Here is a 17,128-nt window from a genome sequence, read left to right on the forward strand (position 1 = left end):
GGCTGGCCGAGGCGTAGTGCTGCGTGCTTAACCGCCTGCAGCATTCAACGGCTGGCGAAGTACATGGTGACTTCGAAACCGATACGCAGGTCGATATATGCGGGTTTGGACCAGGACATGGGAATACTCCTTTGGTTGGGATGCTTTCGTTAGATAGAACGGTTGAGACCTATACATATAGTCCACCTCCGTTCGGAGATGTTCAGATGCTTAGGCGCCTATGTTACTAAATCTGACATCTTCGTTCGCCGCGATTCTCGAAGAAAGCTCATTACGGCCCCTGCAATGATCATTGCGCCGCTTGCCAGCGCTCTCCCGGGCAGGCTCCGTTGCTCAGGCAATACCATCCCCCTTCAGCCTCGATCAGGCGTTGGGCGGCCATTTGTAGCTGGGTGCGATCCAGGCACACGATGGCAGCGGACAGTTGCTCAAGATAATCCGACGGGCGGTCGGCCAGCTTGCCCTGCCAGAGCAGTTCGGCGGCCTGGGCGCAGGGCAGGGCGGTGCTCTGGAGTTGGGCGGCAAGCGCCTGCTGCTGGCCGGTCAGGGAGACATCATCGAGCTGCTGGAGCAATGCTGGTAACCCGAGCAGGAACTGTTCGATGTGGACGCTCAGTTGCGTCGCAGACAGGCTGGGTGATTGGACGCCGAACAACACCCCGGTTTGCCCGTCGATCTGCTTCAACCCACTGAACACCGCATAACCCAACTGCAACTCCACGCGCAGGCGCTGGTAGAACGGCGTCTGACACAGCTGTGCCAGCAGCCGCCAGGTGGCTTCGTCGGCCAGCGTCGGGGTGGCTGTCGGGCAAAACAACAGCACGGCCGGTTCTTCGCCGTGAGTCTGGAGCTCATGCCAGAGGCGTTGCCCGCGAGGCGCCGGCGCCAGGTCGGCTTCATCGCTGGCGGTGCCCGGCACCCGGGCCAACGCTGGGCCCAACGCCCCTTGGGTGGCCGCCGACAGGCCGATGGACAACCCGTCCCATCGGGCCGTTATCCACACACTTTGGTCGCTGTCGGGCACTGGTAACGCCGACGCTTGCCGGTTGTGACGGCAGTGATCTGGCAGCGCCTTCAACAGATGCCGAATCGGCATCGGCGGGGTTTCGTGGCTGGCCAGGGCCATTGGCAGTGGTTGCGCAAGCTTCGTCAGAACGTGTTCGAGCACCAACGGTATCGGCGCCTGTAAGCCAACCAGTTTCAGTAGCCATTGATGACCGGAGGGCTCGAAGCTGACGTCCACGCCGGCCTGGCGAGCATCCTCTCGCACATCCTGCAGGTGTCGGTCGAGCCTGGATTGAAAGTCGAGCGGTGCCTGGGTTGTCAGTTGCCAACGCAGGTACACCGCGCCTTCACGACCGTTGTCTGGCAGCGCCTGGCTGAACTGCATGGGCGAGCGTTCCCGGCGACCCCGGGAGCGATCCTGGGCGAAGGTTCGCAAGCCGCGATGGGCGCTGGTCTGGCCGCGTATCAGCCCGGCGCGGGGCGCTTCGCTTGGCGTTTGCAGGAACGGATTGGGCGCGGGCAGTTGCCATTGTCCCGCGACGTTATCGGCAGGGTGCAGTTGCTTGAGGATTTCCCTGAGCCTCACGAGGTCGTTTGCCAACAGCGGCTCGTCACGTCCTTCACAATCCCAGCGGGCCAACTGCAAGGCCGATCCTGTCTCCTGCCGGCGCAGCAACAGTGCGGTGAACTCCTGGCGCAACGGCGCCCAGTCGTCCTGGGCGGCAAAGAACCCCAGCCAGTCGTGCAGCAACGGCTGGATCTGCGTCGCTGTCTGGGCGTTGGCGTGCTTGAATTCGATGTGCAGCAACGCCTGCCCGGCAAACTCATACAGCGCGGTGGCCTTGAGGCTGTCAGCCAGGCCGCGCTGACGCAATGTGGCGAGCAAGCCGCCCGGTTTGCTGGAGTTCAGCCACGTACACAGAAAATCGAGGGCTTGAGGCGAGGCGGCAGGCAGGTCTTCGAAGGCGAACAGCAGATCAAGGCAACCCTCGCGGGCCTGTTGATAACTCGTCTGGGACGATGCCATCAGCTTTGGCGGTGCCGGCCTGGCAAGCGCTTCGCCGGCAGGTATGTGGTTGTCGAACTGTTCAGCCAGCGCTTTCAAGGCGTCGATGCTTTGCGGGCCGGCCAGGCTCAGGGTCATCTGGCCGCTCTGGTAGAAGCGGCGATAGAAGTCGTGCAATGCGCTTTGGAATTCGGTTTGGGTCACTGCCAGGCTGTCGCGATTGCCGGCATGAAAACCCCGCAGCGGATGGGACGCCGACAGGCCGTCATGCAAGGCAAGCTGTCGCTGGGCTGCAGCATCCTGGGACCAGGCGATGAACTCGGCGTGCAGCACTTCCCGTTCGCGCAACTGATCGGCCTCATCCAGGCGTGGGTGAGCGAGCATGTCCCCCAGTCGTTCCAGTCCGTCGGCGAAGGTTGCGGGTGGCAATTCGAAGAAAAAATCCGTGGTGCGTTCGCTGGTACGTGCATTGACCTGGCCGCCGTGCCGCTGCACGTAGGCCATCAGGTTCTCCCCAGCGGGAAAGCGCTCGGTGCCGAGGAAGAACAGATGTTCGAGCAAGTGCGCCAATCCCGGCCAGGCCAGGGGCGCGTCATGGCTGCCAGCCGCGACTCGCAGTACTGCAGCGCTGCGCTTGAGGCCTGGGACGTGACGCAATGTCACCTGCAAGCCGTTGGCCAGGGTTTCAGTGTGGGGGCGGAGGGAGTCGGGGGCCGGCATGAGCGCTTCCAGAACAAAGATGCGCTCATGCTAGCGGATTAGGCCGCGTTCTCAATCCTCAATCAGTGTTTGTGCAGATCGTCGTAAAGCTCTGGGCGGCGATCGTGCAGGTAGTTGTAGGCCGCGCGGAAGTCTTCCATCAGTTGTCGATCCAGTTCTCCGACGATCAAGGCCTCATCCAGCCCCGCAAGGGCCGGGCGGCTGCCATTCGGTGCGGCGATGCTGCTTTGGCCGCAGTACTGCAATTCACCTTCGTGGCCGCAGTAGTTGGCGTACGCCACGAAACACTGGTTCTCGATGGCCCGGGCTCGCACGGTGACGTCGGCGATGAACTCGTAGGGTTGCATGTTGGCGGTCGGTACCAGGATCAGCTCGGCACCGGCCAGGGCCAGGCGGCGGGCATTTTCCGGAAATTCCAGGTCGTAGCAGATCAGGAGGCCGAGCTTCCAGCCGTTGAGCTCCACGATGGGCAATGCGGCGTCGCCGGCGCTGAACATGGCGTGATCGAGGTCACCGAACAGGTGGCTCTTGCGGTAGTTGGCCAGGCGCTCGCCCTGGGCGTCGATCAGCTGCACGGCGTTGTAGATCTGCCCGTCTTCGCCGCGTTCAGGGTAGCCGTAGACAATCGCCAGGCCGGCGGCCTTGGCAATGCGGGCGATCTGTTGCGCCCATTCGCCGTTGTAGACCTCGGCCAATACATTCACCGCGTCGACGCCGATGTTGTAGCCGGTCATGAACATCTCCGGCAGCACCAGCACATCGGCGCCCCTGGCTTCCAGCGCCACCTGGTGCAGGCGTTGCAGGTTGCCGGCCGGATCCAGTGGCAGCGGTGGGCATTGGTAGAGGGCTACACGCATCGAAAACTCCTTTTATTCGGGCAGGGCGATCGGACCGATCTCGTGGAACACATCACCTGGACCCGGGTTCTCGGCGTGAGTTTCACCGCCGAAGTGTTTCATGATCCCCCACACGGCATTGAGTGAGGTCTGTACCGCGCCTTCGACCCAGGCCGGTGTCCATGAGACGTCATCACCAGCGATAAAGATCCCGCGTTGTTCGGCCGGCATGTCGTCCTGCATGAAATGCGCATACATGCGCTGGTTGTAACGATAGTGGCCGGGCAGGGCGCCCTTGAATGCGCCGAGGAAATGCGGGTCGGCTTCCCAGGACACGGTGATCGGATCGCCGATGATCCGGGCGGCGATGTCCACCTTGGGATAGATTTTCTTCAGGGCATCGAGGGCCAGCTTCACGCGTTTTTCCACCGGGTGCGGCAGCATTTTCAGCGCGTCGCTCATCCAGGAATACGACAGGCAAATCACCCCTGGCTTGTCGTCCCCGTTGTCGAACAGATAGGTGCCACGAGTAAGACGGTCGGTCAGGGTCATGCTCATCAGGTCGCGGCCGGTCTCCGGGTCCTTGTCCTTCCAGAATGGCCGGTCGACCATCACGAAGGTCTTCGACGATTGCATGTAGCGGGTGCGGTCCAGGGCCATCCACATTTTTTGCGAGAACAGCGCTTCTTCACATTCGATCTGGGTGGTCAGCAGCCAGCTCTGGCAGGTGACCAGCACCGCGGCGTACTCGCGGGTGTTGTCCCAGACGTCGGTCACGCTGAATCGGCCATCAGCCGCACGGGCGATGCGCTTCACGCCGCTGCGTGGGGCGCCCAGGTGCAACGAATTCAGGCTGGTCCCTTGCGGCCAGTGCACGCAGCGTTCCGGCACGTGGTTCCAGATGCCGTGGGGCACCTGCTCGACGCCGCCGACCACCAAATGCTGGTGGTCGTCGCAGTTGGTCATCACGACACGGAAGATTTCCAGCATCGAATTGGGGAAGTCCGAATCCCAGCCGCCGGTGCCGAAACCGACCTGGCCGAACACTTCGCGGTGCTGGAAAGAGAGCTTGGCAAAGGCCTTGGAGGTGGCGACGAAGTCGTAGAAGGTGCGGTCGTCCCACAGTGGCACCAAGGTGTTCCACAGCTCCTTGAGGCGTGGCACGTCGCGGTCGCGGATCGCCTGCTGGATGTCGCCGAAGCGCGAGCCATCCTCCAGCGCATCGGCCCAGGCGTCGGCAACTTCCTGGAACAGTGCGGGAAGGTCCGCCAGTTTCTGCGCGTAGTAGGTCTGGCCTTCCAGGTCGATGACCGTGCTGCCGGACGCCGGGGTCAGCGGGTTGGGGAACGGTTTGGTCTCCAGGCCCAGCTTGTCGACGTAATGGTAGAACGCGGTGGAGGACACCGGAAAACGCATGCCGCCCAGCTCGGCGATCACCCCCTCGGCGCCATTGAATGCTTGTGAGCGCAGGCGCCCACCCATCTTCGACGCCTCGTAGACCACGGGCTTGAGACCCAGCTTCATCAGCTCGTACGCCGCCACCAGACCGGCGATCCCGGCACCGACAATCGCCACTTCGGTACCGTGGTTGTGGGCGGGAATGCTGCCCAGGCCAGCCGGATGCTCGATCCAGTCGTCAAAGGCGAAAGGAAAGTCCGGCCCGAAAATGGTGATGGGCTTCTTACCGTCTGCTGGGTGGCGATTGTTCTTGTTCATGGCTGACCTTGATGGGCGACTCGACGCGGTGTTCGCGTCTGAGTATAGGAAAGATGCCAGCCATTCTAGGGAGGGTGGAACACGTTAATAAGACACAATATGTCGTCGTTTTGAGCGTGGATCAGTCATTTTGACCTATTCGTAAATCATAATGACGAAACCGGTCCCCTGTGGGAGCGAGCTTGCTCGCGATAGCGTCGGTTCAGTCAGCACTTTCATGGGCTGACAGACCATCATCGCGAGCAAGCTCGCTCCCACAGGTTAAGTGACGCAGGGTTTAGACTGGCTGGCCTCGATCGATCTTGCTGCTGAGGATGATCGAGGTGGTGGTCTTCTCCACGCCGTCCACGCTGCCGATCTGGTCCAGCAACTGGTCCAGCTGTTCCGGCGAGTCCGTGCGCAACCAGGCGACATAGTCGAACTCACCGCTGACCGCGCACAGCTGCTGTACCTGGGCCATGGCGCTCAAGCGCCGCAGCACGTCCTTGCCGGAACGCGGCTGGACCTTGATGCCGACGTAAGCCTGCAAGCCGCCGTCAATCACTCGTTGCCCCAGGCGCACGCCATACCCGGTAATCACCTTGGTCTTTTCCAGGCGTGCCAGCCGCGAGGTCACGGTCGTGCGGGCGATACCCAATTGCCGGGCGAGCATGGCGACGCTTTCCCGGGCGTTGATTTGCAGCGCCGCGATCAGCTGCCGGTCGATTTCGTCGAGGACGGGAGGGCGGGTGTCAGTCAAAGTGGGCTCCGGCGCAGGCATTCGATGGCGAGCATGTTACAGGCTCTCACGTGCGAAATAGCCAATGGCAGGCAAAGCCAGTGCGCGCCAGGCGGAGGCCAGGTGTACCTGTGAAGTCCTGAACCAGAAACCGTCCTGGCAAACCAGCTGTTCGGTGGGCAACTGCAACAAGAGATGCAGTGAGAACGACTGCACTGAGCCTGGGTCGTCATCATCTTGCGCTTCCCAATCGCGCTCGAAACACCGTACATGCAGCTGCCCGGCGTCGAAGCTTTCAAACAGCGGCCGGTTGCCCAGCCACCGCGGATGCACCCGCAACGTGTGTTCCTGGACATCCAGGAGCAGTAATTGCCAGCCTCGATAACTTCCACACTGTTCTGTCACATCGGTCGCCATACAGGTCAGGGCCAGGTAACGGCTATCCGTCGACCAGATCATCGACGGTGCCAGGTCGACCAACGCGCAGCCTGAGGCTGTCAGCAAATGGCCTCCGAGCCGGGGCGTCTGCTCACGGACCCAACTGTCGGCATATTCCGTTTCGCTGCCGAACAGCCAGGCGGCGTCCTGATGGTCAGGGGCGGGCTGGATGAAGTCACCGTCGGCGTTGGCCACTTGTGGACAATCCACCAGGCGCCAGGGAGCAACGCGGTGCAGTTGTGAGTCGGTCACCTGCAGGTCCACAGTGTTGTAGAACAGCCGGGATTGCTCGTTGGGATGAAAGAACGAAGGGTCGCTGCCGATCGGCGGCGCCGGGATGTTGAAGCGTTGCAGCGCGCTGCTGTCCAGGTCGTGGTCAAGACGACCGGCCACCACTGCCAGACTCAACTGGCCATCCCGAAAATCGAGTATTCGTTCCACCCACATGGCGGGCCCTTCCAGCAGGCGTCGATCCTGCACGTCTGCAATGACCGCATGGGTGGCCACTGTCGTTGAGTCTGCAAAGGGCAGCAGTGCCAGGTAACGCCCGCAGTCAGAGACGCGATGATCCAGCAGCCACCTGCCTGGCAAGTGCCAATCACCGATCTGGCTGCGATAACCGCCAAGCCCCTCGCGATTGTCGCAAAGCCAGATGAGCTGAGCGCATGCGCCACCCAGCATCGGTTGCGTCTCGATGTACGAGTCACCGCGCAGGCCCCGGCTGTCCAACGGCATCACAATGGCCGTGCGGGTCAGTGTGAATTCAGCGACGTTTACCCGACCCTGGGCGTCATGACCGGCCTGGGTTTCGGTGTCGCTATGAATGCTGTCCAGACGGTAGCCATACCGGCCGGAACCCGGTCTTGGATAGTCGAGGTACGCACCGATATGCACATGGAGCGCATCGAGGCTCAGCAACTCATGCCAGTAGAAGGACGGTTCAGTAGCACTCTTCACCCACGGCAACGGCAAGGCGCGCCAGCCTTTGTCCAACTGCCACAACCAATACTGGTCGCCATCTGCTTGAGGATCACGCGCCTGGGCCAGGCACACCAGGGCGCGTTGATCGCTGCTCCACACCAACGGTGCGTCTGCCGCCATCAGCAGGTCGGACGGTTGCCCGTTGACGCTGACGGTGTAGCGCGGTGAACGCAGCGGTTCCAGTGGCTGGGCCAGATCACGGAACGTCGAAGGCAATGAAATGTTGCCTTGCAGGCATTGCAGGCCATCAGCGGAACGTCGTTCGAACGTGTGCAGGACATTCTCCGGATGCCAGTCGGGTTCCAGCCAGAGATCGGCGACAGGCACCAGATTGGAAACGCTGGCGGTTTTTAACAGCTCATCGAGCCGGGTTTCGCGAACGCTGTCATCCACCAATGGACTGTGGCGGCCGCGCAATACGTCGAGGTCAAAAGCGTCCAACTCCCAGAGTTCGCTGTCGGCGCAGCGGTACAACTGGCGTTGCTGACGGTCGAGCACCACCAGTCCCCATGTCTGTCGGGACGGTACCGGTGCCGCGAAATAACGCCCGTCGCTGGAGAACACGGCCGAAGAGCCCAGGCCTTGCAGGAGCACGCCGTCGGGGAACAGATAGTCGCAATAAGTCGGGCCGCCCATGGCGATTTCGCCGTGGTTGAACGCTCGGATCGGCTCGCCTTCAGGGGTCAGCAGCGGTTCGTTTCCGCCCCAGGCACTCGGCCCTTTGCTGGAAATGGGTGTCAACCCAAGGCGCCTCTCCCAGCTGCTGACGCAGGCGAGCCCGACCATGATGCCGACGATCGCTACCAAGATGCCCCACCACTCAGGCAACGCCCGGCCCAGGCTGAAACCCAGGCCAAACACAGCGCCGACCGTCAGCCGGGCGATGCCTCGGCCCATCGCCAAAAAGCCCAGGCGGGCGGCAAGCCCCATCAGCAGCCCGAGGCATACCACCGCCAGCAAAGCCAATGGGGGCGGCAGCAAGGTGACGAAAAAGGCTGGCGCCAGCAGGATGCCGAGTTGCCAGAACAGTTCAAGAAACAGTCGAGAGAGGCTGGGGCTGGCGATGATGGGCGTCTCAGTGAGGAAGCTGCAAGGGCTTAGGCGTGGGGAGGGTGAACGTCACAGAGTATTACTACAGGTGAGTACAGGGGCAAGGGCGGGGAGCGGTTGGCTGCCAGAGTTGTTATGGCGATCAAAAAACCGTCAGCCTTCAAAGCTGGATTCGACAAAAAACCAGACCCTGATGGGTCTGGTTTTAGGGGCGGGCGGCATCTAAACAACCCGAGTGCTCACGTCCCGGCACTGTACAAGTGGCGATTAAAAATCGAAGAACACCGTTTCTGATTCACCCTGCACATGAATGTCGAACCGGTAAACCAACTTGCCATCGAGCGTGGAGCGCTTGGCAATCAGGGATTCGCGACGCGGCGACTGCTCGATCAGACCCAGGATGGGGTCCACGGCGTTCGCCTCGGATTCATCGTCGAAATACAGGCGGGTCTGCAAGTGAATGTTGATCCCGCGAGCAAACAGGGAAACGTTGATATGCGGGGCCATGGGAAAACCTGCGGCGTTCTTCACTGTGCCGGGTTTTACGGTCTTGATGATCCACGTTCCGTCTTCGGCGGTGGCAGTACGGCCAAAACAGTTGAAGGGTTTTTCCAGATCGTATGCGCTGTCGTAGACGCCTTGCGGATTCGCCTGCCAGAACTCCAGAAACGCGTCACGAATCAAATGGCCGTTGCCGTCATGAACGTGGCCAATCAGTACGATGTGCTCACCTGGCGCGCCAGGCTTGGCCATTTCATTCCAGATTTCCTGTTCTCGCGGCGGATTACCAGCCGCCTCCAGCGCCAAGCCGATATGCACATAAGGGCCGGCAGTTTGCGAAGGGGTTTCAGGCAGAAGTTGAACGGACATGCGCATGCCTCCTCAGCGGTTTTCGAAGTGGGTCTTGCGCTGTCCGCGCAGAACAATATCAAAGCGATAAGCCAGGCAATTCATAGGATTGGCCATGCTCATATCAAGCTTGGCGATCAGGCTCTGCACCGCTTCCTGATTCGCGATCGTCTTTATGATCGGACACATGGGAATGAGCGGATCGCCTTCGAAATACAGTTGAGTTATCAAGCGCGTGGAAATGGACGGACCACTGATGGAGACATGGATGTGTGCCGGCCGCCAGTCATTGGGGCCGTTGCGCCATGGGTAGGGACCCGGTTTGACCGTGCGGAAACTGTAGTTGCCGTCACGGTCAGTCAGCGCGCGGCCGACCCCACCGAAATTGGGGTCAAGCGGCGCCAGATAACTGTCTTTCTTATGCCGGTAACGCCCACCCGCATTGGCTTGCCACATTTCCACCAAGGTATGGGGAACCGGTTTGCCGAATTGGTCACAGACCCGGCCCGCGACGATGATGCGTTCGCCGATGGGCAAGCCGCCGTGATTGAAATTGAGCAGCAGATCGTTATCGTGCTGGCCCATTTTTAGATGGGAAAAATCCGGCCCGCTGGTTTCCGACAGCGACTGGGGAATACTCACCAGGGCCTGGCGCGGTGATCGCAGGATCGAAGTCTTGTAGTCAGGTGTCAGGGCTTTGGGGTGCCAATTACGGTCACGAATGACGAAGCGGCTGTCATGCGCATCAGACATGTCGATTTTTCCTATTGTTATGGTTTGGCAAAGGCAAGCGCTGCGTTGGCAGCGACTGGTAGCCCAGTTTCCTCTTGCGCGGCCCAACCAAAAATTGAAAAAACCGACTTGATCCATATCCAAATGGTTATGGATATTTTCCTTCGAGGTATTCCTGCCCGACTTCGCGAAGAACCTCCATGCACCACTGTGCCTGGGGTGTCACCGGCAACGCGGGATTGGTGCACAGCCCCACGGAACCGCCTGGTTCCCGTGCCCCTAATTCCAGCTCCACCAAAGCGCCTTGTTTCAAGTCCTGCCGGACCGCGTCGAAAGGCGCAACCCAGATGGCCTGGCTGCATTGTACGTAGCGTCGACTCAACGCGACCGATAGGGTTTCAAGGCGTTGGCGTGATGGGGTAATGCCGTGCTGAACAAACAGGGCGTCGGCGAATTTACGGATGGTCGTCCCCGCCAATGGAAGCACCCAGGGATAGTCTTCGAGATTCCTGTGCCCCTGTGGATTCGCGAGCACAGGATGGTCGTTGCACACCACCAGGGTCATGGACTCGCTGTAGAGGTGTTCGAACGCCAGCCCATGAATCAATGGGCTATCGGTCATTCTGCCAACCACCAGGTCCAATTCACCGACGCGAAGTTGCGATAGCAAATGGGCACTGGGGCCGGTCACCACACTGATTACCAGGGCCGGATGTCGAGCATGCAGTCGACAGACAACCTCAGGGACCAACAGGCTTTCAACCGTGGACAGCACGCCAACGCTAATGGCAACGGGCTCGTGGACACCAGCGCGCAGGCTGTTGACCCCCTCGCGCAGCGCTTGCACGCTCGGCCCCGCATATCGCAGAAAAGCTGCGCCGGCTTCCGTCAGCGTCGCCCCCTTCTTGCTTCGTTCGAACAGCACGGCGGCCAGCAACGTTTCCAACTCCTTCAACGTCTTGGAAAGCGCCGGTTGGCTGATTGCCAGTTTGTCTGCCGCACGGGCCAGGCTTCCCTGGCGCGCCACTTCGAGAAAACACACCAGATGACGGAATTTGATGCGTGTGTCGATGTTCAATCGGGTCGCTGCCTTCAAGGGACTTGGGATGCGCAGTGTTTGTGCTGCGGGTTGCAACGCCTGAAGGCGACAGTGGGAGGCTCGTCGGGGACTACCTGTTTGCAGAGCCGTTTATGAAAACCTTCGCCTGGTGCGCAAAGTCCACAGTCTCAAAAACGACAAAGCCGCGCAATGCGCGGCTTTCGAATTGGTGGGCCCACACGGACTTGAACCGTGGACCAAAGGATTATGAGTCCTCTGCTCTAACCAACTGAGCTATAGGCCCTCAGTAGGCCGCGGATTATAACGACGGTTTCTCGGCTGTGCTATCCGAAAAATCCGAAACGGTCATGCGAAGAAACGTTGCGGCAAACTCATCGGCGCACAGAGGCAGGCTGACGATGTAGCCCTGGATCTGTTCGCAACCTTCTTCGGTCAGGAATTGCTGCTGGGCCAGGGTTTCGACGCCCTCGGCGATGATGGTGAATTGCATGCTGCGGCCCAGGGCGATGATTGCCCGCACGATGGCCGCGTCGTGGGGATCGTCGGGCAGGCCGCGGACGAAGGATTGGTCGATCTTGAGGATGTCCAGCGGCAGGCGCTTGAGGTAACTCAGAGAGGAATAGCCCGTGCCGAAGTCGTCGATGGCCAATTGCACGCCGAGTTTTTTCAGCTGGTGCAGCACCGTCAGGGCCTCTTCGGCCTGGCTCATGATGAAGTTTTCGGTAATTTCCAGTTGCAATAAGCCGGGTTCGAGCTGGTTCTCGCGCAGCAGTTGTTCGATGCGCCCCAGTAGATTGGGTTGGCGCAGTTGGGCCCCGGCCAGATTGACCGAAAGGGGGCCGAGGCTGTCGTAGGCGTCATTCCATTCGCACAACTGCCGGCAGGCGCGCTCCAGCACCCAGTCGCCGATTTGCAGGATCATGCCGTTTTCTTCCGCCAGAGGGATGAAGTGTTCCGGCGGCACGTCGCCGAACGTGGGGTGCGTCCAGCGGATCAATGCTTCGGCACCCACCAGTTGGTTGTCGATGAGGCTGATTTTGGGTTGGAAGGACAATGACAACTCGTTGCGTTCAATCGCCCGCCGTAGCTCGTGCTCCAAGGCCACTCGCTCGCTGGCCTGGGCGGTGAGGTCGCGGGTGTAGCTTTCCACCCGGTTGCGTCCCTTGGCCTTGGAGCGGTACATCGCCGCGTCGGCATTCTTCACCAGCGTGGCGACGTCACAGCCGTCCTGCGGGTAGAGACTGGTGCCGATGCTGGCACTGATGAAGAACTCGTGCTCGCCGGCCTGGAACGGCGCGCCAAAGCAGTTCAACAGTTTTTGGGCGATGTGCTCGGCGTCGCTGGGCTGTTGCAGGCCCGGCAGCAGGATAATGAACTCGTCGCCGCCCAGGCGCGCCACGGTGTCGATGTCGCGCAACTGCTCGCGCAAGCGTACGGCAATGCCCTTGAGCAACAGGTCGCCGACCGGGTGCCCGAGGCTGTCATTGATGTGCTTGAAGCGGTCCAGGTCCAGGAACAGCACGGCGCCCTGACCACCGTTTTCCTGCTGGCCATTGAGAGCCGCCAGCAAGCGGCTTTCGAACAGCGTGCGATTTGGCAGGCCCGTCAGCGGGTCGTGGTGGGCCTGGTAGTCGAGCCGGGCCTGGGCGTGTTTGAGGCTGGAGATATCGGCGAAGACCGCGACGAAATGGGTGATCTGTAGGTCCCGATTGCGCACTGCGCTGATGGTCAGCCAACTGGGGTACAACTCGCCGTTCTTGCGCCGGTTGGAGATCTCTCCTTGCCAGTGCCCTTCGGCCGTCAACTGGTGCCACATCGCGGCGTAAAACGCGCTGTCGTGCAGGCCGGAAGCCAACAACCGAGGTGTATGGCCCAAGGCTTCGGTTTCGCTGTAGCCGGTGATTTCGGTGAAGGCTCGGTTCACCGCGCTGATGTGCTGTTGCGTATCGGTGATCAGCACGCCTTCGGCCGTGCTTTCGAATACGGTGGCGGCCTGTTGCAGTTTCTCCTGCATGAGATGGCGTTCGGTGATGTCCCGGGCGATGGTCAGCATGCAGTCTTCGTTGCCGATGGGTAGCGGGCGACTGGAGACTTCGCAGAGCCGGATCTGCCCGTCGTTGCGACGGATATGGCAACTGAAGTCCCTGACGAAGCCGTCCCGCTTCAGCAGGTCCAGCATCTGCTTTCGCTCGTTGAGGTTGACCCAGATGCCCAGGTCCAGGGTAGAGCGGTCCACCGACAGGGCACTGTTGAAACCGGTAATGCGGCTGAAGCCTTCGTTGACTTCGATCAGCAGGCCGTCGCTTTGCCGGGACAACAACAGGCCATCGGGCGAGGCATGGAACGCCTTGGCAAACTTCTCTTCGGATGTCTGCAATTGCTGCTGGGTTTCCTTGAGCTGGCTGATGTCCCGCACCACCACGACCAGGGCTGGCGTCGTGTCGAGATCGAAGGGCTCGGCAGAGATCAGTCCGGTGAACACCTGGCCGTTGCTACGGCGAAAGGGCATTTCCAGGTTGCGAATGCTGCCGGCCTGCAAGCGCTGCAACAGGGCCGGCCCCACGCCTTGGATGCCCCAGATATTCAGTTCGGTTGCGTTGCGTCCCACCACCTCGGCGGCACTCAGGCCGACCTGTTCTTCGAAGGCCTTGTTGACCTCCAGCAGACAACCGTCCAACAGCCGTGCAATCACCAGGATGTCCGGGCACTGGCGGAACACCGAGGCAAATTTCTGCTCCGAAAGGCGCAGTGCTTCCTCGGTGCGCTTGGCTTCGCTGATGTCGATCATCAGCCCACGCATAACCGGTTCGTGCCCGTGTTCGATCAGGCTGACAATATCGCGCACCCACAGGCAGCGGCCGTCGGCGGTGATCACGCGATAATCGATGCAGTGGTCGCGACCCGCCAGCACTTCATGATCGCAGTAGGTCTGGGCACGGATCAGGTCGGCGGGATGAATGATGTTGCGCCAGAAGCCCGGTATCAGCCAATGGGAAAGGGGATAGCCCAGCAAGTCTTCGGCGTGGGGCGACACGTAGCTGTAAGTGAAGTCGCTGACCCTTGCCTCCCAGGCGATGGCTGACAAGCTCTCTACCAGCCCACGGTAATGGTATTCGCTGCTGCGCAGTTCCTGTTCCAGCTCGACCCGCCGGGCGATTTCCGAGCTCAGTCGGCGGTTGATGCGAATCACCACCGCCAGTATGCCGACCAGGAGCAGCAACGCAGGCAGGCCGTAAAGCAGCAAGTCTGACCAGAGCTGGCGGTAGTCATGTACATTGCCAACCCATTTCTGCTGGATCTCGGCAACTTCGGCCGGGCTCATGTCCGCCATGACCTTGTCCAGGATGCCCACCAATATCTTGTTGTCTCGAGGGACGGCCATTGCCAACTGATAGCGATACGGTGTTTCCCCGCTGACATAAAGGCCTTCGAGCTTGAGTTGACGCAGGCTCCAGACACTGGAGGCCAGATCTCCCACTACCGCGTCCACCTCGTCGGTTGCCAGGGCTTGCAGGGCTGAACTGACGTTGGGCAGCGCCACGAGGTTCAGGTCGGGATGGTGGTTGCGCAGCAATTCATGGGGGGCATAGTTCTCCACCACGGCGATTTTCAGCCCGTACAGCTCCTTGAGGTTGTGCGGCTGGGCGCCACCGCGATGGGCCAGGATGACAATGGGGAAATCCAGGTAAGGCCGGGTAAACGCCAGGTAATTCTGGCGTTCCGGCGTGGACATGATGCCCGGCAAAAGGTCTATCTTTCCCTGTACGACCTGCTCCAGCACGGCGGTCCAGCTGGCTGGCTCGATGGGGGTGAGCTTGATGGCCAGCCGTTCACGAATGATCTCGACGTAGTCGGCAGCCAGGCCCTGATAGCGGCCCTGGTCGTCACGAAACTCAAACGGCGGCCATGAGGCATCGACACCCAGGCGCAGGTCTGGGTGGTCCTTGAGCCAGCGGAGCTCCTCGTCGGTGAGCGTCAACGCGCCAGCTGTTGCGGTCCAGGTCATCAATGACAGCAAAAGCGCGGCCGTCAGTCTGGGCATCACTGTCTCGACATGGCTTGGGGAGGATGATTCGAGTGTAGACGGGCAACAGGGTGCTGAGGAGCGTAACGAAGGGGATTTTATCTGTGCATAACAAAACCCCCGGCAGGGCCGGGGGTTTTGAAGGTCACTCGTCGAGGAAGGAGCGCAGATGCTCGCTTCGCGTCGGGTGGCGCAGTTTGCGCAAAGCCTTGGCTTCGATCTGACGAATCCGCTCACGGGTTACATCGAACTGCTTACCGACTTCCTCAAGGGTGTGGTCGGTATTCATGTCGATGCCGAAGCGCATGCGCAGTACCTTGGCTTCACGGGCAGTGAGGCCGGAGAGTACTTCGCGAGTCGCTTCCTTGAGACTCTCGACAGTGGCAACATCGATCGGAGACTGCATGGTGGAGTCTTCGATGAAGTCACCCAGATGGGAGTCTTCGTCATCACCGATCGGGGTTTCCATGGAGATCGGCTCTTTAGCGATCTTCAATACCTTGCGGATCTTGTCCTCAGGCATTTCCATGCGTTCGCCCAGCTCTTCCGGCGTCGGTTCGCGACCCATTTCCTGCAGCATCTGCCGGGAAATACGGTTGAGCTTGTTGATCGTCTCGATCATGTGCACCGGGATGCGGATGGTGCGGGCCTGGTCGGCGATCGAGCGAGTGATCGCCTGACGGATCCACCAGGTGGCATAGGTCGAGAACTTGTAGCCGCGACGGTATTCGAACTTGTCCACCGCCTTCATCAGGCCAATGTTGCCTTCCTGGATCAGGTCGAGGAATTGCAGGCCGCGGTTGGTGTACTTCTTGGCGATGGAGATCACCAGACGCAAGTTCGCTTCGACCATCTCTTTTTTCGCGCGACGGGCCTTGGCCTCGCCGATCGACATGCGACGGTTGATGTCCTTGATCTCGGCGATGCTCAGGCCAGTCTCGGCCTCCAGCGCACTGAGCTTCTGCTGGCAACGAACGATGTCCGGTTGCAGGCGGGCAATGGCTTCGGCGTATTTGCTCTTGCCCTTGGCCAGTGCATCGGTCCAGCTTTCGTCGACTTCGTTGCCAGGGAACTGGCGCAGGAAATCGGCACGCGGCATGCGGGCGTCACGCACGCAAAGCTGCATGATCGCGCGCTCTTGCTGGCGCAAGCGATCCAGGGCACTGCGAACACGCTCGACCAGGCCTTCGAATTGCTTCGGTACCAGCTTGATCGGCATGAACAGCTCGGCCAGTGCCAACAGCTCGGCAATCGCCTGCTTGTTGTTGCGGCCGTGCTTTTTCAGCGCCTTGCGGGTGATTTCCATCTGGTCGGCCACAGCGCCGAAACGCTGTGCTGCGATGACCGGATCCGGACCGCTTTCGGCTTCTTCCTCGTCGTCGCTCGCTTCGGCCTCGTCGTCATCGGTGTCGTCGTCGGCCTTGACGGCTTTCGCGTCGATCGGTGGCGGCACTTCGGCGGCAGGCGGCGCAATGCCGTCGTCCGGATCGATATAGCCGCTCAAGACGTCGGACAGGCGGCCACCTTCGGTGGTGACGCGGGTGTACTCGGAGAGAATATGGTCAACCGTGCCAGGGAAGTGCGCGATTGCGCCCATCACTTCACGGATGCCTTCTTCAATACGCTTGGCGATTTCGATTTCGCCTTCACGCGTGAGGAGCTCTACCGTACCCATTTCACGCATGTACATGCGCACGGGGTCGGTGGTGCGACCAATGTCGGTCTCGACCGCTGCCAACGCTGCGGCCGCTTCTTCAGCGGCCGCCTCGTCGGTATCGGCGTCGGCCAGCATAAGGGCATCCTTATCTGGAGCAACCTCGAATACGTTGATCCCCATGTCGTTGATCATGCGGATGATGTCTTCCACCTGTTCCGGATCTGAAATATCCTCCGGCAGGTGGTCGTTGACCTCCGCGTAAGTCAGGTAGCCCTGCTCACGACCCAATAGGATCAACTCTTTGATACGAGACTGCTGTTGCGCTTTTCCGGACAT

Annotated in this window: 11 protein-coding genes and 1 tRNA gene; all 12 read right to left on the reverse strand. The window is 60.7% G+C overall.

What is annotated here, in order from left to right:
• Positions 1 to 44: 44 nt before the first annotated feature.
• Positions 45 to 119, reverse strand: a complete 75-nt coding sequence (gene pqqA, locus AB4O22_RS29505) for a pyrroloquinoline quinone precursor peptide PqqA (protein ID WP_003177660.1) — start codon at positions 117 to 119, stop codon at positions 45 to 47.
• 170 nt (positions 120 to 289) lie between these two features.
• Positions 290 to 2,731, reverse strand: coding sequence for a pyrroloquinoline quinone biosynthesis protein PqqF (gene pqqF, locus AB4O22_RS29510; RefSeq protein WP_223471401.1), 2,442 nt, complete (start codon positions 2,729 to 2,731; stop codon positions 290 to 292).
• 62 nt (positions 2,732 to 2,793) lie between these two features.
• Positions 2,794 to 3,588 (reverse strand): carbon-nitrogen hydrolase family protein, encoded by a 795-nt coding sequence (locus tag AB4O22_RS29515; RefSeq protein ID WP_460095669.1) that lies wholly within the window; start codon positions 3,586 to 3,588, stop codon positions 2,794 to 2,796.
• A 12-nt stretch (positions 3,589 to 3,600) separates the two neighbouring features.
• Positions 3,601 to 5,283, reverse strand: a complete 1,683-nt coding sequence (locus tag AB4O22_RS29520; RefSeq protein WP_003206211.1) for a flavin monoamine oxidase family protein — start codon at positions 5,281 to 5,283, stop codon at positions 3,601 to 3,603.
• 277 nt (positions 5,284 to 5,560) lie between these two features.
• Complete coding sequence (locus AB4O22_RS29525) at positions 5,561 to 6,022, reverse strand: Lrp/AsnC family transcriptional regulator (RefSeq protein ID WP_018607342.1); 462 nt, start codon at positions 6,020 to 6,022, stop codon at positions 5,561 to 5,563.
• Between the two features lie 36 nt (positions 6,023 to 6,058).
• Entirely contained in the window at positions 6,059 to 8,350 is a 2,292-nt protein-coding gene (locus AB4O22_RS29530) for a hypothetical protein (protein ID WP_460095670.1), read from the reverse strand.
• A gap of 387 nt (positions 8,351 to 8,737) precedes the next feature.
• Positions 8,738 to 9,340 (reverse strand): protocatechuate 3,4-dioxygenase subunit alpha, encoded by a 603-nt coding sequence (gene pcaG / locus AB4O22_RS29535; RefSeq protein ID WP_223471397.1) that lies wholly within the window; start codon positions 9,338 to 9,340, stop codon positions 8,738 to 8,740.
• A 12-nt stretch (positions 9,341 to 9,352) separates the two neighbouring features.
• Complete coding sequence (gene pcaH, locus AB4O22_RS29540) at positions 9,353 to 10,072, reverse strand: protocatechuate 3,4-dioxygenase subunit beta (RefSeq protein ID WP_460095671.1); 720 nt, start codon at positions 10,070 to 10,072, stop codon at positions 9,353 to 9,355.
• Positions 10,073 to 10,199: 127 nt separating this feature from the next.
• Positions 10,200 to 11,129, reverse strand: coding sequence for a pca operon transcription factor PcaQ (pcaQ, locus tag AB4O22_RS29545; RefSeq protein WP_057449628.1), 930 nt, complete (start codon positions 11,127 to 11,129; stop codon positions 10,200 to 10,202).
• Positions 11,130 to 11,317: 188 nt separating this feature from the next.
• Positions 11,318 to 11,394 (reverse strand) — tRNA-Ile (locus AB4O22_RS29550).
• 15 nt (positions 11,395 to 11,409) lie between these two features.
• Complete coding sequence (locus AB4O22_RS29555) at positions 11,410 to 15,153, reverse strand: bifunctional diguanylate cyclase/phosphodiesterase (protein WP_223471396.1); 3,744 nt, start codon at positions 15,151 to 15,153, stop codon at positions 11,410 to 11,412.
• A 127-nt stretch (positions 15,154 to 15,280) separates the two neighbouring features.
• The gene (gene rpoD, locus AB4O22_RS29560; RefSeq protein ID WP_003206198.1) at positions 15,281 to 17,128 is read right to left on the reverse strand and encodes an RNA polymerase sigma factor RpoD; all 1,848 of its coding nucleotides are present in this window, start codon (positions 17,126 to 17,128) and stop codon (positions 15,281 to 15,283) included.

The sequence above is a fragment of the Pseudomonas sp. S3_B11 genome (assembly GCF_054667715.1).

Coding starts and splice junctions, on each gene's coding strand:
- pqqF (WP_223471401.1), bottom strand. CDS start 2,731: ATGCCGGCCCCCGACTCCCTCCGCCCCCACACTGAAACCCTGGCCAAC.
- AB4O22_RS29515 (WP_460095669.1), bottom strand. CDS start 3,588: ATGCGTGTAGCCCTCTACCAATGCCCACCGCTGCCACTGGATCCGGCC.
- AB4O22_RS29520 (WP_003206211.1), bottom strand. CDS start 5,283: ATGAACAAGAACAATCGCCACCCAGCAGACGGTAAGAAGCCCATCACC.
- AB4O22_RS29530 (WP_460095670.1), bottom strand. CDS start 8,350: ATGGGGCTTGCCGCCCGCCTGGGCTTTTTGGCGATGGGCCGAGGCATC.
- pcaG (WP_223471397.1), bottom strand. CDS start 9,340: ATGTCCGTTCAACTTCTGCCTGAAACCCCTTCGCAAACTGCCGGCCCT.
- pcaH (WP_460095671.1), bottom strand. CDS start 10,072: ATGTCTGATGCGCATGACAGCCGCTTCGTCATTCGTGACCGTAATTGG.
- AB4O22_RS29555 (WP_223471396.1), bottom strand. CDS start 15,153: ATGCCCAGACTGACGGCCGCGCTTTTGCTGTCATTGATGACCTGGACC.
- rpoD (WP_003206198.1), bottom strand. CDS start 17,128: ATGTCCGGAAAAGCGCAACAGCAGTCTCGTATCAAAGAGTTGATCCTA.